Genomic DNA, 21,078 nt, shown 5'->3' on the forward strand with positions numbered 1-21,078 from the left:
GTTGAACTAAACAATATTCCAGCAACTAATCTGTAAAGTGTTAATAATGTGATTTTTACTTATAGTGTTTTAAATGGCATTTTTAAAGCTTTTTAAATGGTTTTATCATTGTCATTTTTGTGATATTTCAGCTAATAATGAACCATTTTATTAATTTATCGCACTTGGTATTTAATTGTAAATTTTAGTCTTATTTTGATGGCATAAGTAATTTTCAATCTATTCTTCAGTAATGGAATCTATGATCAGCGAATACTAATTTGCCGTGGTATATGCTGCGTCAATCACTTACGAACAAATTTCACTTGTTGTAACAAATTAGAGCACGAAAGATCGAAATCACCTAATCGACTAAAAAGTATATCTTTGTGCAAAAGGTTAGGACATGGATTTGATTCAACATACTTCAGAATATAAACAATGGATTGAGGAATTAAAATCTGAGATTCAAAATGCTCAGATTAAAGCTTCAATTTCTGTAAACCACGTATTATTAGACTTGTACTGGAAAATAGGAAAATCAATTTCAGAAACAATAAGTCGAAAAAAATGGGGTGCTTCTGTTGTTGAAAAAGTGTCATTAGATTTGAAAAAACACTTCCCAAATCAGCAAGGATTCTCAAGGTCTAATCTGTTTTCAATGCGTAAATGGTATGAATTTTATGTTAATTCGGGTCTTGATATAGAAAAAGTCCAACAACTTGTTGGACAAATTCCGTGGGGACAAAATATATTGATTGTTTCAAAATCTAACTCCATAGAAGAAGCAATTTTCTATATCAATAAAACAGTTGAAAATAACTGGTCCAGAACAGTATTAGCTCATCAAATAGATTTAGATTTTTATTCAAGGGCAGGAAAGGCAATTACCAATTTTAAGGAAACTTTACCTGAGCCACATTCTGAATTAGCTCGTGAAACGCTCAAAGACCCTTATAAATTTGATTTTTTAACATTAACAGAAAAAGCTTTAGAAAAAGACATCGAAGAGCAGTTAGTGAAACATATTACTGCATTTTTATTAGAACTTGGAGGTGGATTTTCATTTGTAGGTAGGCAAGTTCCTTTAAAAATTGATGGAGAGGATTTCTACATTGACTTATTGTTTTATCATATTAAGTTGAAATGTTATGTTGTTGTAGAGTTGAAATCAGTAAAATTTCGAGCTGAATATGCAGGCAAAATGAATCTGTATTTATCTGCTGTTGATGATTTGATAAAAACAGAAAATGAAAATCCAACAATTGGACTTTTATTGTGTAAAGATAAATCCGAAGTGATTGCAGAATATGCGTTAAGAGGAACAACTCAACCAATTGGAGTTGCTGAATATGAAATAATAAAATCAGTTCCAGCAGATTTGAAAGGAGAATTACCGACAATTGAAGAAATAGAAAAAGAACTTGCAATAACGTTGGAAATTAAGGGAAGTGGAGATTCTAAAGAATAAGAACTGATTACAACACTTAGCCCTTCTAATTTAAAATTACTTGCATACCCTACAGATTGGAGGGTTTGTTGAACTAAACAATATTCCAACAACTAATCAGTAAGTTGTTAATAATGTGTTTTTTACTTAGAGTGTTTTAAGTGGCATTTTTAATGCTTTTTGTATGGTTTTATCATTGTCATTTTTGAGGTATTTCTGTTAATAATAAACCATTATATTAATTTATTGCACTTGGTATTTAATTGTAAATTTTAGTCTTCTTTTGATGGCATAAGTAATGACGGGCAAAGTGGAAAACATCAAGGTTTGTAGTCCTCTCAAACTTTGTAGCTGTTTGACAGAGAACTGCCACGTAATCTACAACTACTCATACAATCACCGCTGTAACCTATTTAAAAATTCACAGCTTGTAAATATATTCATATCATAAATGAATATATTTGAGGAAAGATTGAATTATGACAGTGAGAAAAAGATACGATTCCGAATATACAAAGTGGCTTGGAGGATTAAAGTAAAATAAAGAGAACTCAAATAAAAGCTGTTTTATCTGCAAATAAAGAGGTTATATTACTTTACTGGGAGATAGGAAAAGAACTGTATGAAAAACAAGAGAATGAGGGATGGGGAAATTCTGTTGTCGATAGCCTTGAGAAAGATTTAATTGCAGAATTTCCTGATTTGAAAGGTTTTTCAAGAAGGAATCTATTTTACATGAAAGGATTCTATTCATTTTATCAATCAGATTTTGAAAAAGTGCAACAACTTGTTGCACAAATTCCTTGGGGACATAATATCTTGATTTATAGTAAGTCTAATTCAATTGATGAAGCTCTGTTTTATCTTTCAGAAACAATAGAGAATAACTGGTCAAGGAGCATATTAGATATGTAAATTGGAACTGATTTATTCTCTAGGCAAGGCAAAGCGATTACAAATTTTAAAAATACATTGCCAAGTCCAGAATCTGATTTAGCAAATCAATCTTTAAAAGACCCATATTTATTTGACTTCCTGACTTTAAAAAGGAATGCTGATGAACGTAGTATCGAAGACCTATTGACAAAACATATAACACAGTTTTTACTTGAATTAGGAACTGGATTTGCATTTATAGGTCGTCAATATAAGTTAGAAGTTGGGGACAAAGATTTTTATATAGACCTTCTATTTTATCATACTAAACTACGATGTTATGTAGTTGTACAATTAAAAGCTAAGAGTTTTAAACCAGAATATGCAGGAAAGCTTAGTTTTTATTTATCTGCAGTTGATGACAAGTTAAAAACTGATGCTGATAATCCAACAATTGGAATTGTTCTATGTCAAGAGAAAAACAAGATTGAGGCAGAATACGCACTTCGTGGAATTTCACAACCAGTTGGAGTTGCAGAATATCAATTAAGCAAAGCTATTCCGGATGAAATAAAAAGTGATTTACCAACAATAGCAGAAATTGAAAAGGAGCTTGCTTCAACATTATATTCTGACAATAAAAAAGAATAATAAAAACAGGTTACAATTGTAGATCGCCGATAGGCTAAGGACCTCTCACCACAGTACGTACGAGATCTTCGCTCCTTCTTTACATCATAGAAAATACAGAATTGAATTAGAAGCAAAAAAAAGAAAGCAACAGAGTTTACATATCTGCTAATAAGTATTTATGATAATGGTATTAACACATTACTTTTTTCTTTATACACATCAATAATATATTGCCCCGCACACAAAAAGGTTTTAACCAGTAGATAAAATCAGTTTTACATACAGGTGTATAAATAGATTATCTGTAATTTTCAAAAATAATAAGAAAAGCAATTTTTTCTCATTTAATTGTAACCTTTAAGTAATGTAGAGCGACATATACTTACATGAACGATATTGAACTGGTTAATCAAATAAAAAAAGGCAATGCCAATGCTTATAAGTATTTAGTAAATAAATACCAAAGGCTGGTATTCAATATTGCCTTTAAACTATCTTTTGATAACCAAAGTGATGTGGAAGATATTGCTCAGGAAGTTTTTATAAAGGTTTATAAAAACATTAAACAATACCGAAAAGAATCTAAACTTTCAACCTGGATTGCATCCATAACATGGAAAACTGCCATTGATTTTAATAGAAAAAGAACCCGACATAAAATCAATTATACCGATGAATTAGAGGTGTTTGAAAATCTCACTTTCACTATAAATAAAAACACGAATGAATCTGAGTTAAAAACCATTGTTAGAGAAACCATCAATAAGCTACCTCCCAATTACAGAACGGTATTAACGCTTTTTTACCTTGAAGAGTTCAGTTATCCTGAAATTGAGGAAATAACATCGATGCCTTTGGGTACTATTAAAAGTTACTTAAACAGAGCTCGCAAAACGTTCAAAGAAATCATTGAAAATGATTTGGGATATGAGGTCACAAACCTCTTATACAACGAAACGAACATGTAAATTTGATGATACAAATTTACACTCAGGAGGATGATCAAATTTATATTTGAGTTCCATATGGCAATTGAGAGAAAAAATAAACCGATGCAAACATTTAATGTATGAGTATTAAAAACAATGAAATTGACAAACTGATTTCCGAATCAATAGAGGATTTTGATATGACAAAAATTCCATTTGATTTTACAGAAAAACTCGGTCGTAAATTTGAGTTTAGATCATATAAAAACATGCTGTTTAAGGAATGGGGAGCTAAAATCATGGTGATAATCGGAATCTCATTATGTATTACAGGTGCTTTTTATTTCTATTCGCCTGTAAAACTTATAGAATTTATAAAAGATAAAAATTCATTTTTTATACTACTGGCCATTATAATTGTACTATTTGTATTTTGGGTTGACCAGGTATTACTTAAAATACTTATTAAAAAATATGATAAAAAAGGATAATTGTTTGATGAACAGCCTCATAAACATTTTATATTTTGGTTTTAAAGATTTAATTTAGACTTAAATTCAAAATCTATACTTATGAGTGAATGTGTTAATCTTTCAGCGTGCGGTTTTTTTAAAAAATACTGCCAAACCAAAGACCTGGCTTGCAAAGGGTTTATAAGCATGTATTGTAAAGGAAGTAAAATGAATGATTGTAAGAGATTACAATATAAAAAAGAGACAGGAACTCCCCCTCCGGATGACATGATGCCTAGTGGACAAATGATTAAATGATATAAAAAAAACCGTTTCTATTCAGAAACGGTTTTTTTGTGATTATATATCTTATCTCTTATAATCCTGTTGCAGTATGATAAACGTTGGTTACGTCATCATCTTCATCAAATTTAGCAAGCATTTTTTCAAATACTTTTACTTCTTCTTCGTTTAGTTCTTTTGAAGTTGTAGGCATTCTTTCAAATTCTGAGCTGATAATCTCAAAGTCATTTTCTTCAAGAAAAGACTGAATTGAACCGTAGCTTTCAAATTCACCATAAATAATAATGCTACCATCTTCTTCAAAGATTTCATTAGCACCAGCATCAATCATTTCCAACTCTAATTCTTCAAGGTCTAAACCTTCTTTATTAGCTACTTTAAAATGACATTTATGCTCAAACATATATTCAACACTACCAGTTGTTCCTAAAGAACCACCTGCTTTATTGAAATAACTACGAACCGCACCTACAGTTCTGGTATTATTGTTAGTTGTTGTTTCTACCAATACCGCAATACCAAAAGGTCCATACCCTTCGTAAACAACTTCTTTCCAGTCTTCATTATTTTTTTCAGTTGCCTTTTTAATTGCCCTTTCAACGTTATCTTTAGGCATATTGGCAGCCTTGGCATTTTGAATTAACATTCGAAGACGAGGGTTAGCATCCGGCTCTGGTCCCCCTTCTTTAGCAGCCATTGTAATTTGTCGACCTAACTTGGTAAATGTTTTTGCCATACCAGCCCATCTCTTAAGCTTAGTGGCCTTTCTATATTCAAATGCGCGTCCCATTTATTTAATTTTATCTTACTTACTTTTTTTGAACTCACAAAACTATAATTCCTTTGCAAAAAAATCAAAAAAATATCAAGGTATTAATGACTTATATACTATTATTATTCAGTTTTAGATCAAGACTTATTGATTTGATTTAAGTCTTAACCCTTTTGAGGCGACAAAAATAATAATATTCTTCTTTTTTTAACATTTTCAGATGTAATTGTAAATCAATCAAAACACCTTATTAATCTTTATTACCAATTAGTTTTTAACATAAAATATGATGATACAATTTTATTGAAAAACTAACGTTTTAGAATCAGTGTTTTAAAATTCGAAATAATAATTGTATGTTCACCAAGCTATTTTACTCATAATCATCAAATATGAAGGCTATGGAACAAACCTGGAAAAATATTTCTCACAAAAGGACCATTATTCATTGGGAGTTCCATGTGGTAAAAGAAAACAAATTTAAGACACATGAAAAAAGACAGATTAAAGTGGTTTCCTTTGTTTAGCACCAACTTTGCTGGTGTTTTAAACGACAACCTGCTAAAAACATTAATTGGTTTTGTAGGTGTAGCATGGATTGGTCAGGAACACAAAGCAACATTAGTATCTGCTGCTGCTGCGCTACTGGTAATTCCATATATATTTCTTTCTCCCCTATCAGGGAAATTAGCCAAGGAACATCCTAAAGCTTTAATTATTCAGTGGGCTAAATTTTCTGAGATACTGATAATGATTGTTGCCATTACTGGTTTCTTCATTTATAATGTTTATGTGGTGTTAATTGGTATGTTTTTAATGGGTTTGCAAAGTTGTATCTATTCTCCAAGTAAATACGGTATTATTAGAGATATTGGTGGTAAAGAACTGATTTCTTTTGGTACCGGAGCCATGGAAATGATCACTTTTGTGGCAGTTTTGATGGGTACCTTTCTTGGTGGTATTATTTCAGATACACATGAGTACTTTTCAAATCCTAAAACAGAAAGCATTATTATTGCTGTTGCACTGATGGGTTTAGCTATTATTGGCTGGCTAACAAGTATGAATATAGATCCTAAAGAAACAGAACCTGAAGATGATTCTGATGATACCTTAAATCCACTTTTATACCCAATAAAATGGTTTAAATGGAGTAAACGCATTGCCGGTTTGAATTATACCGTACTTGGCTTATCTATTTTCTGGTTAATTGGGTCGTTAATTCAGTTGAACCTTTATATTTATTGCGACAAATTTCTTCACCTTTCAAATACTGCAACTGGTACAATTATGGCTCTTGTTGCTATTGGTATTGGTATTGGATGTTATGTTGCCGGAGTTGTATCGAACCATCAGGTAAAAACTAAACTTATACCTATTGGAGGAATTGGAATGACTTTATCGATGTTGCTTATTTTTACGCTTAATCCTGGTACAACATTGTTTACTATTTTAATCGTGATTTTTGCATTTTTTGCCGGCCTTTTTAAAATTCCTTTGAACTCATTTATTCAAGACAGAGTTAAAGGCCGTGAACTAGGACCTGTACTTGCTTACAATAATCAAATGGTATTTGTATCCATTTTAATTTCGGCAGGATTATTCTCTTTAGTTGAAAGTGTTTTTAATGCACGCATAGTATTTTTGGCTGTATTATTGATTACTATAGCAATTACATTTGTAATGTATTTAAAAATTCCGGGTGCAGGCAGAAGAAAAGAGCAATAAAATAATTTGGATTAATGAGCTAAATTTAATTCAAATCCGAATATAGAACCTTTACCAGGAGAACTTAAAATAAAGAGTTCTCCTCCATTTTTTTCAATAAATTCTTTTGTAAGAATTAATCCCAATCCATTACCTGTTTCTTTATCGGTGCTTGGTAAGCATTCTGAAGACTTCGAATTTAAGATTCTATGAACTTCATCATGCCCCATTCCTACTCCACTATCCGATACTTCAACTTTAACTTTCTCTCCTTTTTTAATTACTTCAATATCAACCTTCCCATTTTGTGGTGTAAACTTAATTGCATTCGACAACAAATTACGAATAACAGTTTTAACCATTGCTTTATCAGCCTTAACAACAAGCTCCTTATCTGCTTTTACATGTAGTGTTATGCCTTTAATTTCGGCATAGTGTGCAATTAATTTTACGTTCTCATCTATCAATGAAGTAATGTTAATATTTTCAGGTACATACTGAATATTTCCCAATTGCGATTTGGACCAGTTTAACAGATTATCCATTAAATGAAAAGTATTGGTTGCTGATTCATTGATGGAGTTCAGGGATTTTGATATCATTTGTTTATCCAAAGAATCAATTTTAGCCGACAACATATGAGTGAGACTTCGAAACCAATATAATGGATTACGCAGTTCGTGAGAAATGATACTAAACAACTTTAATTGCTGATCTTTGGTAATATTAAGCTGTTTATTTAAAGTATCCAACTCCATATTTTTATTTACAACTGAATGATGTAGATTTTGCAAAACAACATTTGCTCTTTTATTATGTAAGAACCTGCCATATACAATAATAATTAAAGCGATAAGTAAAATTAAAACTACAGTAACAAAAATGATAAATTGATTTTTACGATTAATCATCAGGGCTTTAATTTCATTCTCTCTCTTTAAAACCTCATTTTCTCTGATTTTAAGTGATTCATTAAACTGAGTTTTTAACTCTGCTATTTTGTTGGCAGACTTAATATTTATGATTTCATCACCTACTATTGTATATTGTTTATAGTAGTCCAATGCCATTTTATAATCGCCCTGTTCCGATAATATCCTTGAAATAATCAGATTAAAATCGCGTTCCTTTGTTAAAATATTTTCATTTACAGCAAGCTCTAATCCTTTACTGGCAGCTTGAAGAGCCTTTGGCAGTTGATGTGTTATCTGATAACCTTCAGCTAATCTATAGTAGGCACTTATAATTCCTTTATCGTAACCAATTTCTGTAGCCAGTTTTAAAGCTTCCTTCAATTTACTAATAGCGTAGTTATTTTTTCCCTGCCTAAGCAATACAATTCCCTCATTATGCAGGCATTTAACGATGCCTTTTTTATATCCTAAATCAGAACAAATAATTAATGAATTGGAGAAATTATCATAAGCATCTTGTAGTTTATTCAATGCAATAAGCACCTCTCCTATATTATTTAAAGATTTAGCTTCTCCCTCACGGTAATGTATCTTTTTTCTGCATTCCAAAGCCTTGTTATGAAAATACAATGCTCGTTCATACTCACTAATTTCCTGGTACATGTTCCCCAAACTATTATAGGTTGTCCCCATTTCAATACAATTACCGGTTCTGTACACAAGTTTTTCTGACATCAGATAGTATTCCATTGCCTCAGCATACTTCCCTATAGTTTCATAATGTTTACCTATTTTATTCTGAACAGAGATTATTGCCAGGGTATCCTTATACTTTTGTGCCAGCTGAAAACTTTCTTCATAGTAATGAAATGATGTATCAAAATCTCCCATAGAATGATAGTATTTTCCTATATAATTCAGCGCTTTTATCTTCAGGGAATGACGCTCTTTTACCTGAGAATGAAGTAATACCTGCTTAAACTTTTTCAATGCATAATCATACTGTCCCCAATTATACAAGAGTTCTCCTATATTTAGTTCCAAATTTAAAGCTGCATCATCAACGCCCCTCAACTCAAAAATATATTTAGCTTGTTTATAGCAATTTAATGCCTTATAATTATCTCCCACTATTGAATAGTAAATCCCTTTATAATTAAGGTATGCTGCATATAATGAGTCTTCTTTAAATACAGGATTTAGTTTTGAATAGAGTTCAAAATAATGTAAGGTACTGTCGGTATTACTATATATGCTTTGTTCTATTTTATGGAGAAAAACACGAGAGCGATCTGAAGTTCCTTTAGCATAAGTACCAATGGAGCATAATGTAAATATAAAAACAAGAATCGAATTTAATTTTTGAGAGAAACGAAGCATGCCTAACCCTGATTTAGAAATGAATTAATGAACCAGGTTATGGTGGATAGCAAACTTTGTAAGCTCTACATTATTGCTTAAATTCAATTTTTTGAGAATATTGGTTCTGTGATTACTTAATGTGTTTTTACTAATCAGTAACTTATCCGAAATCTCTGACTTTGACTTTCCTGAAGCCATTAAGCACAAAATTTGATATTCGCGATCAGTTAATGATTCAATAGGAATAGTTTCTTGATTTCCTGATATAAACTGATTTGCGAAAAAACACTCCTGACTCTTGGTAAGATAACGCTTGTTTTGTGATGCAAATCTAACAGCCTTTAGTAATTCCTCAGGATTCTCTTCTTTATTTATATAGGCTAAAGCTCCGTTTTTAAACATCCTCATGGCCAAATCATCACTCGTATTCATTGAAAAAATAACGATTTGCATTTCACTATATAATCGTCGCAATTCTGCCACTAAATCAATTGAGCTTATGCCGGGCATATTTACATCAACAATAGCCACATCAAATTGCTGGGTGCTTAATTGATTCAATAAATCCGCGCCATTAGCTGCTTCTGCATTAATACTAAAATCACTTTCGCCCTGAAAAATGATTTGTAAACCTGTACGAACTACAGCATGATCATCAGCTACTATTACCGACTTCATAAACTAAAAATTACTATTAACTAAATTACGAATGTAAAAATCCTCTTTATGACCGCGTGATTTTATAAAGCAAGACTTCTCACATTGTAAGCAAAAATATCGTGTTTAAATATCCTATCCCTTTTTAAATTATTAAGATATCATTAATAAAAAACACCTGGATTAAGTTATCATTATCAATCATCTGAAACTCCCTGTGTCAATTTGACAACAACACTCCTGTATCCCCTTAAAACAAAGCGCTTAAACATGTATGCAATTGTGTCATAGTAAAAGTTACTATACCCTCCTGCTAACATACACTATTGAAAATGACCGCATTCCGGTATAACATTGCATCAGAATTTAAATGAAAAAAACAAATAAAAATAATTTACCTAAAACATGAAAAAACAATTTAGCTTAATAGCCTTATTCTTAATTGTATTGACTTCAATACAAGCGCAAAGTGGTGCTTTAAAGGGGAAGATTGTTGATGAAAACAAACTTTCAGTACCTGGAGCCTATATTTATTCAGACGACGAAAAATTTTATGCCGTATCTGATGTAAATGGTAATTATACCATTACAGGAATGCCTTCTGGTGATTATAATCTGAAAGTTTCTTATATCGGATTCATTCCTGTAGAAAATAAAATCAGCATTACAGAGAGTCAGACATCTGTAGTAAATTTTGAATTAAAAGCCGGTATTGTTGGTCTGCAAGAAGTAGTTGTATCTAGTTCGTTGCAAGGCCAGTCAAAAGCATTAAACCAACAAAAAACAAGTTCGAATATTACTAATATAATCGCAGCTGATCAGGTAGGTAAATTTCCTGATGCAAATATTGGTGATGCTTTAAAACGTATTCCGGGTATTAATGTGCAATACGATCAGGGAGAAGCCCGCTTTGGTAACATCAGAGGAACAGCTCCTCAGTACAACTCTGTAACCATCAATGGCGAAAGGATTCCTTCTGCTGAAGCTGAAATGAGATCCATACAATTAGACCTGATTCCTTCTGATCAGGTTCAGTCTATCGAAGTAAATAAAGCGGTTACTCCGGATATGGACGCAGATGCTATAGGTGCTTCAGTCAACCTTGTAACACTATCTGATCCTGCAGGAAGAAGAATATCAGGTTCATTTGGTGCTGGTTACAATCAGATTTCTGAAAAACCAAATTACACAGCAAACCTTTCATACAGCAACAGATTTGCAAATGACAACATTGGTATGGTATTAGGGTTTTCTATCAACAATAATAAACTTGGTTCTGATAATGTTGAAGGAGAATGGGACTTAGATGATAACGATAATATTTATTTAAAAGAACTTCAGATTCGTCAGTACTATTTGCAACGTCTTCGTCAGAGCTACTCAGGTTCGTTCGATTTTAAATTAAACGACAACCATACCATTTACTTAAAAGGTATGTACAACCGCAGAAAAGACTGGGAAAACAGATATAGATTTGTGGCTGAAGTAGATGAACTGGAAAATGGTAATGTATATTCTGCCGACAAAATAGAACGTGAAGTTAAATCGGGAGGTAATGATAAAAATGCTCGTTTAGAAGATCAGCAAATGATGCAATTCTCTTTAAGCGGTGATCATATTTTTGGTAAAGTAAAAGCTGATTGGGGCTTTTCTTATTCTAAAGCTTCTGAAGACAGACCTGAAGAAAGATACCTTAATCTTAAATTGGATGAAGATGGTCAATATCTTGTTGATGACTTCTCCGATTCTAAGAAACCATTAATGTATGTACAAGATCAAAGCAACCATGATTTAAATAGTAATTGGGAATTGGATGAACTAACTGAAGAAAACCAATATACAGAAGATATCGATGTTGTAGCCAAATTAAATCTGGAAATTCCATTGGCACAAGGAGCTTTCAAAAACGCTTTAAAAATTGGTGGTAAATACAAATCCAAAAGCAAAAGCAGAGAAAATGACTTTTATGAATATACTCCTATTGATGAAGGATCATTCATGAACCAGGCATTTGCTAACACAAAAGAAATGTCAAGAGACAACTTTATGCCTGGAGATAAATATAATGTAGGTACATTTGTTACTAAAGAATATGTTGGAGAACTTGATCTGAACAACACCTCCTTATTTGAAAAAGAAGCTGATTACTCAGAATTTGCAGGAAACTTTGATGCTTCAGAAACGGTAACTGCCGGGTATTTAATGTTCAATCAGAATCTAGGTAAAAAAATATCTGCTGTTTTGGGTATTCGAGTTGAAAACACCAAAACGGAAGGTGAAGGATATGAATTTGATGATTCTGTGGATGGTCCTGAGTCTTTAATTCCAACTGGAACCGTTAAAACAGATTACACAAACGTATTACCCAACTTTCACTTAAAATATGAATTAGGCAAAAACAGCATTGCCAGATTTGCTTATACTTCAACAATAGCCCGCCCAGGATATTTTGACTTAATACCTTATCAACAAATTGAAGATCAGGAAGAAATTTCTATTGGTAATCCAGATCTAAAGGCCACAACATCCAACAACATTGATGTAATGTTTGAGCATTATTTTAAAACGATTGGTATCATTTCCGGAGGATTCTTTTATAAGGACATCAAAGACTTTATTGTTGATGAAACTCATGATGACTATGTTTACAATGGCTTTGAATATAAAGATTTTAAACACCCGATTAATGGTGGTGATGCAACGCTTTTAGGATTAGAATTTTCTGCACAACGTCAACTTGACTTTTTACCAGGATTTTTAAGTGGATTTGGCATCTATGCTAACTATACTTATACTAAATCAGAAATTACAGACTTTAATATTGAAGACAGAGAAGATGAAACTTTAGATATGCCTGGTTCTCCAAAACATACATTAAACGCTTCTTTATCTTATGAAACAAAGAAATTTACCGGTCGTTTATCTTTTAATTACGCAAGTGATTTTATTGATGAATTTGGTGACGAAGCAGCTTTGGACAGATATTACGATGAAGTAACTTACCTTGATTTAAACCTGACTTATGCTTTAAAGAAAAACTATATTGTATATTTTGATTGCAACAATATTTTAAATCAACCATTAAGATATTTCCAGGGTGAAAGCAATCGTACTATGCAAATGGAATATTATGGAACAACAGCTAAAGTTGGAATTAAAGTAAACTTTTAAAAAACATAAGTTTAACTCATTTAATATTGGGATTCTCGATTACAGAATCCCTTTACATATACTAAATATATTTATGAAACATATATTTTCAATTACACTTCTGGGAATTGTTACGCTATTATCATCTTGTGGAAACAAGACTTCAAATACAAATTCTCAAAACACTGTTGATTCGAAAGTTGTAGAGCGAAATAAAGAAGCCAGAGAAGACTCTTTAAAGATGGCTGAAGCTCAGGCGCTTCGTGCTAAATTTAAAAACGCAATTACAGCAGATTATGAAACACCTCCGGTTCTTTCTGAAATTGATGAAGATGCAGCTGATGATCCTGCAATTTGGATTAATAAGAAAGATACCGAAAAGAGTTTAATATTTGGTACAAACAAAAAAGCAGGATTACATGTATATGATATCTACGGTAAAGAATTACAATTTATACATGTAGGTAAAATCAATAATGCTGAGTGCGGATACGGCTTAAAAATGGGTAACAGATCTATTGATTATGTAGCCTGTACCAATAGAACAACTCAAACCATTGATGTTTATGAAATAGACCAGCAGAACCTTGTTTTAAAAGAAAAAGCCATCTGCAAAATTACATCTACAGTTGATGATGTTTATGGTTTTTGCACTTATTTTAATCAAGAAAATGGAAAGCATTATCTGTTTGCTAATGGTAAAAACGGATTGGTTGAACAATGGTTACTTAGTCCTGAAAACGATACGATTAAAGCAAGTTTGGTAAGAACACTTCAAATGCCTAGTCAACCAGAAGGTATGGTAGTTGATGCTGTTACCAATACACTTTTTATTGGTGTTGAAGAAAATGCAATATTTGCATATAGTGCACTTGAAGCTGGAGATAAAACAGGCTTTCGTATTACAGAATCTTCAACTTCAAACCCAAATATCAGTTACGATATTGAAGGGCTAACTACATATAGAATTTCAAAGGACAAAGGTTACCTGATTGCTTCTATTCAAGGCAACTTTTCCTATGCCATTTTTGATATAAATCCACCCTATTCATATATCACAAGTTTTATTGTAAAAGATGGAGTTTATGACGGCATTGAAGAAACGGATGGTTTAGAAATCTGTAATACACCTATGGGGCCAGAATTTCCTAAAGGGATTCTTGTGGTACAGGATGGTTTTAATAAAGATAATGGAGAAAATAAAAACCAGAATTTTAAAATTATTTCTGCTCAAAAGGTTTTGGAGATACCAAAATAACTCCTGGTAGAAAAACGACAATAAAAAAAGTGAGACTAAACAGCCTCACTTTTTTTGTATAATAGCTAAAACTTTTATTATTCTTCAGTTTTCACTTCTTCTTCAGCAGCTTCTTCTTCGCTAAAGTTTAATACTTCCTTTTCTTGTAACAAGTTATACCACTGTATTACTTTTTTCATGTCAGAAACATAAACTCTATCCTGATCATAATCTGGAAGAATTTCAGCAAAATATTTTTTCAACTCGTTTGCTGAAGCTTTGTGACTGATAGCTTGACCGCCATCTTCTTTTTCTGAAATATTTTTAAAAACATCATATAGTTTTACATCGCCATCTTCAGTAAAGATTGAAATATCTTCCAATGCACTAATTCTTGAAGTAGCATAAGCTGGCATTCTTTTACCATCAACTAATGACTCTACAATAATGCTATTCTTAGCCTGAGATACAATCTTAAATAATCCACCCTGACCAGAAACAGCCAATATACCTTTTAACATTTCGCTCATTACAATTCTTTTTTCCCAGTTTTCAATTTTGTTGCCAAAGCAACTGTCTGATTGTTTTAAATTTTAAAGTGCAAAAATAACAGATTAGTAGAAACTTAAAATATGTTTTAAAATAATTTTTAAAGATATTCAAATTTCTTATCCGTTAAGCACATTTCTATTATTGATACTTTTGGGATAAATGGGTATTTATTTGATTCCTCTTTCCTTTTTAATCGCTTCAAAAGCCTGGTTTACTTTCTGAAATTTTTCTTTTGCTGACGCCTGAAACTCCTCTCCCAAATGCGCTACTTTATCCGGATGAAATTTAATCGCCATTTTTCGATAAGCTTTTTTCACTTCTTCGTCTGAGGCATTAGAATCAATTTCCAATATTTTATATGCTGATTCTGTATTTTTAGCATACATATTTAAAAGTGATTCAAAATCAGGTGTTGAAACCCCCATACCATAAGCAATCTGACGGATTATATTGATTTCACTTTGCGGAATTTGTCCATCAGCATTAGCTACACCAAATAACATATGTGTTAATTCAACTCTTGAATTATAATCTACATGTGTTTTTATTTGATAGCAAACTTCATTAACCGGTATATTTCTTTTAAGTATATCTCTCAACATCAGTAAGGCCTGAGCTGATTTTTGCTCACCAAGCGAACGAACCAGATAAACCTTTACATAATCCAACTCAGCTTTAACAACTTTACCATCTGCTTTCATTACAGCAGCTATTAAAACCATTAATGAAGCCACAAAACCATCTCTTGGATTTCCCTTTTGACCAGCAACATCCTCTGGCGACAAGTTATCAGCCAGGGTTCCAACCACAAATCCTAATACCGCACCAACAGGACCTAGAAACCACCATCCTAAACCTGCTCCCAAAAGTGAAGAACCTGAAATTTTAAAGTTTTTCATTTTAATTCTAATTTGATTTTAATTGCCACTTGAAACGCACAAATAAATTTTATTATCCTATACAAAAAGAATTTAGACAAGAAAATTTATAGGTTCGTCTTACTATTTTAACTTATATTTTAATCCCTGTCAATCAGCGCATGATGTATTTCAAGTACCTGAGGAATAACCAGGTCAACATCATTACAGTAAATAACGTAATCGGACTGCTTGATTTTATCCTCATCTTTCATCTGATTATTGATCCTTGATAAAACATCCTCCCTACTAATACCATCTCGCTTAACCACCCTGTCAATACGCAAATCAACCGGAGCTGAAACAGTAATTATCTGATCAACCTGCTTATACGCTCCACTCTCAAATAAAATTGCAGCCTCCTTTAATATATAAGGATAGTCATTATGCATCATCTTCCACTCCTCAAAGTGCGCAGCAACAACAGGATGAATAATATGATTTAAAGCATTTAGCTTTTCTTTATCATTAAAAACAATTTCGCCTACCCTTTTTCGATCCATTTTACCTGACTGGTAAATGGAACCACCCAATAGCTTTGTAACTCCTGAAACAATATCAGGATGTGTATCACTTAATATTCGGGCATGCCAATCGGAATAGTAAACAGGTATATCAAGCGTTTCAAATATTTTGCAAACCGTACTTTTACCACTTCCTATCCCACCGGTTATTCCAACATTCATCATTTGCTTTGCGATTTTTCAAATAAACAATCCACAAAAAGAGGTGAGTAATCTACATTTTTAACTCCCTGAGGCATATCTGTTATTTTCACTTTCAGCCTGTCAGGTAGTGTGCTTGAAGTATTTGTATTAAAGTCAACCAAAGCATTAAAATCAGCACTGGTCACATCATTAAATTTACTTACTGCAACTGTAAAAGAAACTTTAATTTCAGAAGGAAAACATTTTAATCGTAAACTATCTGGTACATTAATCGTTTTCAACGGAATAGTAAGAACTTTTTCGGTATAGGCCTCAACGGGTATGGTTAGCACAACCCTACCTGGAGTAACCTTTAATTTATCTTCAGCTACTAACGAAATATTTCGGATTAATGAATCACTTAATTCTTCAAACACTTTATTTTCAGTATAAACATATTGCACCGTATCAATAATTGTTGACGGACCTGATATCTCTACACTATCTGGTTTTATTTTAATTTGTCCGGACTGATAATACTGTGGTTTAAACTTTAATTGAGATTGAAACTTTACAGGTACTGTTTTTCGTTCTTTCTTTTCGAATAATACAAATAATGTGTCCGGGTAAATCTCAAGCAAGTCAATGCCATTAGTTAGATTCTTGGTAAATACATTCTTTAAATCTCTGGTTAAAACATAGGCTCCTTCTGCATTGCCTTTACGCATTCTTTTAAATGCAGAAACATGTAAATCTTCAGGGGCGATAACCTTACCAAAATGATAAGGCAAAAGATTATATCCCAACGAACGAATTTTGATTTGAACTTGAGTTTGGGGTTCTCCCAACAAAATAAAGTCTTCAGGAAACTCACTATATTTTACAGGATATTCAATGGTTGTAACAAAGTCTTTACGTAAAGCATTTAGAAACCACAAACCTGTTGACAGCAATAAAAAAACCAGGAAAACTAATAAATCCCTATTATTCTTTAAACTAAGAAACAACTCCTTAATTTTAGATGAATAGTCATTTATTATATTTTTTAAAGTATTAATTGCCATACATTAATTCTTATAAACTGTCATAAAATAAGAAAAGCCAATAACCATCAAATATAGTTATTGGCTTTATAAAAAAAAATATTCTTTTAGCGTTTTGGCTGCGCATCTGACATATCCATAATGATAGCAGACTTATCAATTTTAATTACAACGCCATTTGAGATCTCAACATTAATATAAGTTTCTTTTACTTCAGATACTTTTCCGTAGATACCACCAGTTGTGATTACTTTATCACCTTTTTTTAATGCCTCACGATATTGACGTAATTGTTTTTGACGTTTTTGTTGAGGACGAATCATGAAGAAATAAAAAACTACAATTAGTAGTCCCATCATGATAAAAAACTGATATTGGCCACCTGCGGCTTGTTGTTGTAAAAATAATGCTTGTAAGTTCATTTTTATACTAATTTATCTAATTAATAACATTGGCTGTTATAGCCAATTCTTTCGATTTTTTTTCAATATTGGCATCCACCCGGATTACTTTGTACTGATTACCTGAAAAACCTCGGGAATCAAACCTGATTTCAATTTCACCAACTTTGCCTGGCAAAATGGGATCTTTGGTATATTTGGCTGTTGTACAACCGCATCCCGGCTTTACATTATAAATAACCAGAGGTGTTTTACCCGTATTGGTTACTTTATAGTAACATCCAACAGTCTCTCCCTGCGTAATGTTTCCAAAGTTATGAATTAACTTATCAAATTCGGCTGTTGTAATTGCATAATTTTTACTTACTGACGTTTTATCACTATTGGTTTGATTACATCCAACTAATAGTACCACCAACAAATAAAAAAGAATTTGATAAAATCTATTCATCATTTATGCCAGACCTTTACCTGATTTTTTGATTTTTTTATCGTTGGTTAAATCAACAATAGCTTTATCTAATACACCATTAATAAATACACCACTCTTTTCTGTAGAATAATGCTTTGCTATTTCGATGTATTCGTTCATGGTAACCTTAATAGGAATATTTGGAAACTGAGTTAACTCCGCTAAGGCAATCTGCATTAAAACTACATCCATAAATGCTACACGGTCTAACTCCCAGTTTTTAGCGTATTTATCAATAAGTTCTCTATACTCTTCCTTATTAAGAACAGCTTTTCTGAACAGGTCTTTTACAAAATCACGATCTTCTTCATCCTTAAACTCTCCCATTAATTCGGCAGGTTCAGTCTCTTCCATGCTCTTAACAGTTTTTACAACCATGCTAAGCACAAATTCAATTTCATCGTTCCAATAAATACTTTGATCTTCAAATGTAGGATATAAAGGTTCATGATAAGCGATAACCTTTTCTAACAATTTGATTACAAATTTTTTATCAGCATCAAATGAAGATTCTTTCTTTGCTAAATGATCTTGGTACTGTTGGGAACTAGTGATATCGTTGTATAAACTTTTTATTATCTCAGGATAATTAGACCAGTTATTTCCATTTTGATCAATGTACTTTTGTACATCTTTACTATCCGCCAGTTTACTAAAAATTTTGTTTGTAACAAACTTGGTATTAGGATTTTTCTCTTCACTTGAGGCCGTCTTTTTATTTTTGGCGAACTCAATTCTTCCTATGGCGTAATCCCTTAATTCAAGAAGCAACAAGATATATAAATAATATAAATCAAGTGATTTCGAGATACTATGGAACATTTCCTTTTCAGAGTTTTGAATAGATGTATCACTATTTTGGTAGTGTGCATACAATACTTGCATCACTTTAACTCTAAGTAGTCTTCTGTTTAACATTCTTCAAAGAACTTTTTATATTAATCACTGCGGCAAAAATAGGTCTTTTTTATTTTCGAACCACAAAAAAATGAATTTTTACATTTTATTCACATCATTATTTTTTGCAAACACCAAATCATATCATAACATAAGTTTTTCTTTGGTTGAATACATTTTCAACTGTAATAAAGTTTTTTCAATTAAGAACCCTTTATTTACAAGGTCTTCACTCTTAAAAACATGCAATATATATGCGGCATATGTATTTACAATAGTTTTTTTTGATAAAACAGTAGAATAATTCAAAAATAATTCCCATTTTTGAATTGCAAACAAAATCAGTAAATTTTTATCAAAATAACAAACAATTTGATGATGGAAGGATATGAGAAAAGAGATGGCTTTGATAAGAACGACAGAGAAGAAATCTTTTCTAAAGCTGTTAGAGCCGGAAAAAGAACCTACTTTTTTGATGTAAAAGCGACTCGCAAAAATGACTATTACCTAACTATTACTGAAAGCAAAAAGAAGTTTGAAAATGATGGAAGATTCCATTTTGAAAAACACAAGATTTTTCTTTACAAAGAAGACTTTGAGAAATTTGCTGATGGATTACAAGACGTAGTAGATTACATTCGACAAAACCAACCTGCTGTTGATGAATATGATGCAGAGGAAGAACTAGTGGAGGCAATTGGTGCTAATGAATACACTAACGTTGAATTTGAAGATTTAGCTGAATAACTTTTTACACTAAATATAAAAAATGCCACTATTATTAGTGGCTTTTTTTATGCTTCAGATTCTGGTTCTTTATCCTTTGATCTGTATTCCTGAACCAATTTATCAATTTCTGTTGAATCTAAAATTTTTATATTGGTTACAATAAATGATTTCATTAAAAAATTACCTAATTCATTACACTCATTAATGGCCTTGGTAAATACATCTTTTACACTTTTATCAATGGGTAAAAGCGCCTTTACCAATACTTTATCCACATCAAAATCTACACTCTCGGTTTCTCCATCTACTTCTTTAATGGCATAATCTAACTCCTTTTGTACTAATGATTGTTGCCATTCTAAAAAATCCTGATCTTCATTATTAACCAAAACAACAAAGTAGCGTAATTTATTACCTCTTCCGCCTAAACCGGTGGATATAAATATGGGAGTTTCTCCTAACAATGAAGTTTCAAGTACCATTTTTGATTCCTGCATTGCTAGTGTTGTCCATTGTTTTAAATCTTCATCCTCAATATCCTTAAATGTTTCAATAGCTCTAAAAGCTTCTGGATTATCAATCTTAGCTAATGAAGAAAGCAATTCTTTTTTCTTTTCATAAGAAGTCGTTTCTTCAAAAAGCAAATCCTTTTCCTTTAAAACTAAATTCTTATCAAGATTCTTACTCAGCTCCTTTGAGAAATTAAAGTATTCTCTTTGCATTTCCACATCAACCTGCTCCTCAAGTACAGTAATTGCTTGTCCTTTTTTTGAAAGCAGTTCCTGTATCTTTTGATATACTTTATTTAAATCTGGCTCCTGTTCATTCATACAGCAAAAGTAATAATTTGCATTCTTTCTAACATAAAAAAAAGATTCTATCTTTACAGTCCTCTTATATTCATAACTATTTTTAATAAAAATCCCAACATGTAGGTATTGGCAAAGTGGAGGTATACCCTTATTTTTGCTAACTATTTTATATTACACACTTAAATTT

At 31.8% G+C, this 21,078-nt stretch carries 21 protein-coding genes; 10 read left to right on the forward strand and 11 right to left on the reverse strand.

The features are described 5' to 3' along the window. Positions 1-385 precede the first annotated feature (385 nt). The 6 genes from OM075_RS16490 to OM075_RS16515 all read left to right on the forward strand — a co-directional run bounded on the left by OM075_RS16490 (position 386) and on the right by OM075_RS16515 (position 4,637). Positions 386-1,450 carry a PDDEXK nuclease domain-containing protein gene (locus tag OM075_RS16490; protein WP_301191640.1) on the forward strand — a complete coding sequence of 355 codons (1,065 nt, stop codon included), beginning with the start codon at positions 386-388 and terminating at the stop codon, positions 1,448-1,450. A 519-nt stretch (positions 1,451-1,969) separates the two neighbouring features. Further along, positions 1,970-2,344, forward strand: a complete 375-nt coding sequence (locus OM075_RS16495; protein ID WP_301191694.1) for a DUF1016 N-terminal domain-containing protein — start codon at positions 1,970-1,972, stop codon at positions 2,342-2,344. 57 nt (positions 2,345-2,401) lie between these two features. Further along, positions 2,402-2,956, forward strand: coding sequence for a DUF1016 domain-containing protein (locus OM075_RS16500; RefSeq protein WP_301191641.1), 555 nt, complete (start codon positions 2,402-2,404; stop codon positions 2,954-2,956). Between the two features lie 368 nt (positions 2,957-3,324). Further along, a complete protein-coding gene (locus OM075_RS16505; protein ID WP_301191642.1) occupies positions 3,325-3,906 on the forward strand; it encodes an RNA polymerase sigma factor in 582 nt (193 codons plus the stop codon). 101 nt (positions 3,907-4,007) lie between these two features. Beyond that, positions 4,008-4,358, forward strand: a complete 351-nt coding sequence (locus tag OM075_RS16510; RefSeq protein ID WP_301191643.1) for a hypothetical protein — start codon at positions 4,008-4,010, stop codon at positions 4,356-4,358. Positions 4,359-4,439: 81 nt separating this feature from the next. After that, on the forward strand, positions 4,440-4,637 hold the full coding sequence (locus tag OM075_RS16515; protein ID WP_301191644.1) for a hypothetical protein: 198 nt from the start codon (positions 4,440-4,442) through the stop codon (positions 4,635-4,637). 58 nt (positions 4,638-4,695) lie between these two features. On the opposite strand, the gene OM075_RS16520 is transcribed toward OM075_RS16515, so the two are convergent. Continuing rightward, complete coding sequence (locus tag OM075_RS16520) at positions 4,696-5,412, reverse strand: YebC/PmpR family DNA-binding transcriptional regulator (protein WP_301191645.1); 717 nt, start codon at positions 5,410-5,412, stop codon at positions 4,696-4,698. A gap of 471 nt (positions 5,413-5,883) precedes the next feature. On the opposite strand from OM075_RS16520, the gene OM075_RS16525 reads away from it, so the two are divergent. Next, positions 5,884-7,122, forward strand: coding sequence for an MFS transporter (locus OM075_RS16525; protein ID WP_301191646.1), 1,239 nt, complete (start codon positions 5,884-5,886; stop codon positions 7,120-7,122). Between the two features lie 11 nt (positions 7,123-7,133). Here OM075_RS16525 and OM075_RS16530 read toward each other — a convergent pair whose 3' ends face one another. Then, the gene (locus OM075_RS16530) at positions 7,134-9,395 is read right to left on the reverse strand and encodes a tetratricopeptide repeat-containing sensor histidine kinase (RefSeq protein WP_301191647.1); all 2,262 of its coding nucleotides are present in this window, start codon (positions 9,393-9,395) and stop codon (positions 7,134-7,136) included. Between the two features lie 24 nt (positions 9,396-9,419). Further along, complete coding sequence (locus tag OM075_RS16535) at positions 9,420-10,055, reverse strand: response regulator transcription factor (RefSeq protein WP_301191648.1); 636 nt, start codon at positions 10,053-10,055, stop codon at positions 9,420-9,422. A 384-nt stretch (positions 10,056-10,439) separates the two neighbouring features. Between OM075_RS16535 and OM075_RS16540 the strand changes: the two genes are divergently transcribed. Next, positions 10,440-13,205: a TonB-dependent receptor gene (locus tag OM075_RS16540; protein ID WP_301191649.1), complete on the forward strand. Its 2,766-nt coding sequence runs from the start codon at positions 10,440-10,442 to the stop codon at positions 13,203-13,205. Positions 13,206-13,278: 73 nt separating this feature from the next. Beyond that, on the forward strand, positions 13,279-14,442 hold the full coding sequence (locus tag OM075_RS16545) for a phytase (RefSeq protein WP_301191650.1): 1,164 nt from the start codon (positions 13,279-13,281) through the stop codon (positions 14,440-14,442). A gap of 77 nt (positions 14,443-14,519) precedes the next feature. Here OM075_RS16545 and OM075_RS16550 read toward each other — a convergent pair whose 3' ends face one another. The 7 genes from OM075_RS16550 to nusB form a co-directional block, all read right to left on the reverse strand. Further along, positions 14,520-14,951 carry a DUF5606 family protein gene (locus OM075_RS16550; RefSeq protein WP_301191651.1) on the reverse strand — a complete coding sequence of 144 codons (432 nt, stop codon included), beginning with the start codon at positions 14,949-14,951 and terminating at the stop codon, positions 14,520-14,522. 189 nt (positions 14,952-15,140) lie between these two features. Further along, on the reverse strand, positions 15,141-15,872 hold the full coding sequence (locus tag OM075_RS16555; protein WP_301191652.1) for a TerB family tellurite resistance protein: 732 nt from the start codon (positions 15,870-15,872) through the stop codon (positions 15,141-15,143). 119 nt (positions 15,873-15,991) lie between these two features. After that, the gene (gene coaE / locus OM075_RS16560; protein ID WP_301191653.1) at positions 15,992-16,579 is read right to left on the reverse strand and encodes a dephospho-CoA kinase; all 588 of its coding nucleotides are present in this window, start codon (positions 16,577-16,579) and stop codon (positions 15,992-15,994) included. Continuing rightward, on the reverse strand, positions 16,576-17,601 hold the full coding sequence (locus OM075_RS16565; RefSeq protein WP_301191654.1) for a CdaR family protein: 1,026 nt from the start codon (positions 17,599-17,601) through the stop codon (positions 16,576-16,578). The genes coaE and OM075_RS16565 overlap by 4 nt, the downstream gene beginning before the upstream one ends. Before the next feature lie 86 nt (positions 17,602-17,687). Beyond that, complete coding sequence (gene yajC / locus OM075_RS16570) at positions 17,688-18,002, reverse strand: preprotein translocase subunit YajC (protein ID WP_301191655.1); 315 nt, start codon at positions 18,000-18,002, stop codon at positions 17,688-17,690. Between the two features lie 16 nt (positions 18,003-18,018). Then, complete coding sequence (locus OM075_RS16575; RefSeq protein ID WP_301191656.1) at positions 18,019-18,435, reverse strand: DUF1573 domain-containing protein; 417 nt, start codon at positions 18,433-18,435, stop codon at positions 18,019-18,021. Further along, positions 18,436-19,371 carry a transcription antitermination factor NusB gene (nusB, locus tag OM075_RS16580; protein WP_301191657.1) on the reverse strand — a complete coding sequence of 312 codons (936 nt, stop codon included), beginning with the start codon at positions 19,369-19,371 and terminating at the stop codon, positions 18,436-18,438. 354 nt (positions 19,372-19,725) lie between these two features. Here nusB and OM075_RS16585 point away from each other — a divergent pair, with 354 nt between their 5' ends. Next, complete coding sequence (locus tag OM075_RS16585; protein WP_301191658.1) at positions 19,726-20,097, forward strand: DUF3276 family protein; 372 nt, start codon at positions 19,726-19,728, stop codon at positions 20,095-20,097. Between the two features lie 47 nt (positions 20,098-20,144). On the opposite strand, the gene OM075_RS16590 is transcribed toward OM075_RS16585, so the two are convergent. Next, complete coding sequence (locus tag OM075_RS16590; RefSeq protein ID WP_301191659.1) at positions 20,145-20,909, reverse strand: hypothetical protein; 765 nt, start codon at positions 20,907-20,909, stop codon at positions 20,145-20,147. Positions 20,910-21,078 lie beyond the last annotated feature (169 nt).

The sequence above is a fragment of the Plebeiibacterium sediminum genome, assembly GCF_026013605.1.
Lineage (GTDB): Bacteria > Bacteroidota > Bacteroidia > Bacteroidales > Marinilabiliaceae > Saccharicrinis > Saccharicrinis sediminus.

Coding starts and splice junctions, on each gene's coding strand:
- OM075_RS16545 (WP_301191650.1), top strand. CDS start 13,279: ATGAAACATATATTTTCAATTACACTTCTGGGAATTGTTACGCTATTA.
- OM075_RS16540 (WP_301191649.1), top strand. CDS start 10,440: ATGAAAAAACAATTTAGCTTAATAGCCTTATTCTTAATTGTATTGACT.
- OM075_RS16555 (WP_301191652.1), bottom strand. CDS start 15,872: ATGAAAAACTTTAAAATTTCAGGTTCTTCACTTTTGGGAGCAGGTTTA.
- coaE (WP_301191653.1), bottom strand. CDS start 16,579: ATGATGAATGTTGGAATAACCGGTGGGATAGGAAGTGGTAAAAGTACG.
- OM075_RS16565 (WP_301191654.1), bottom strand. CDS start 17,601: ATGGCAATTAATACTTTAAAAAATATAATAAATGACTATTCATCTAAA.
- OM075_RS16575 (WP_301191656.1), bottom strand. CDS start 18,435: ATGATGAATAGATTTTATCAAATTCTTTTTTATTTGTTGGTGGTACTA.
- OM075_RS16525 (WP_301191646.1), top strand. CDS start 5,884: ATGAAAAAAGACAGATTAAAGTGGTTTCCTTTGTTTAGCACCAACTTT.
- OM075_RS16490 (WP_301191640.1), top strand. CDS start 386: ATGGATTTGATTCAACATACTTCAGAATATAAACAATGGATTGAGGAA.
- OM075_RS16590 (WP_301191659.1), bottom strand. CDS start 20,909: ATGAATGAACAGGAGCCAGATTTAAATAAAGTATATCAAAAGATACAG.
- OM075_RS16505 (WP_301191642.1), top strand. CDS start 3,325: ATGAACGATATTGAACTGGTTAATCAAATAAAAAAAGGCAATGCCAAT.
- OM075_RS16535 (WP_301191648.1), bottom strand. CDS start 10,055: ATGAAGTCGGTAATAGTAGCTGATGATCATGCTGTAGTTCGTACAGGT.
- OM075_RS16585 (WP_301191658.1), top strand. CDS start 19,726: ATGATGGAAGGATATGAGAAAAGAGATGGCTTTGATAAGAACGACAGA.
- OM075_RS16530 (WP_301191647.1), bottom strand. CDS start 9,395: ATGCTTCGTTTCTCTCAAAAATTAAATTCGATTCTTGTTTTTATATTT.
- OM075_RS16515 (WP_301191644.1), top strand. CDS start 4,440: ATGAGTGAATGTGTTAATCTTTCAGCGTGCGGTTTTTTTAAAAAATAC.
- OM075_RS16510 (WP_301191643.1), top strand. CDS start 4,008: ATGAGTATTAAAAACAATGAAATTGACAAACTGATTTCCGAATCAATA.
- nusB (WP_301191657.1), bottom strand. CDS start 19,371: ATGTTAAACAGAAGACTACTTAGAGTTAAAGTGATGCAAGTATTGTAT.
- OM075_RS16550 (WP_301191651.1), bottom strand. CDS start 14,951: ATGAGCGAAATGTTAAAAGGTATATTGGCTGTTTCTGGTCAGGGTGGA.
- OM075_RS16520 (WP_301191645.1), bottom strand. CDS start 5,412: ATGGGACGCGCATTTGAATATAGAAAGGCCACTAAGCTTAAGAGATGG.
- yajC (WP_301191655.1), bottom strand. CDS start 18,002: ATGAACTTACAAGCATTATTTTTACAACAACAAGCCGCAGGTGGCCAA.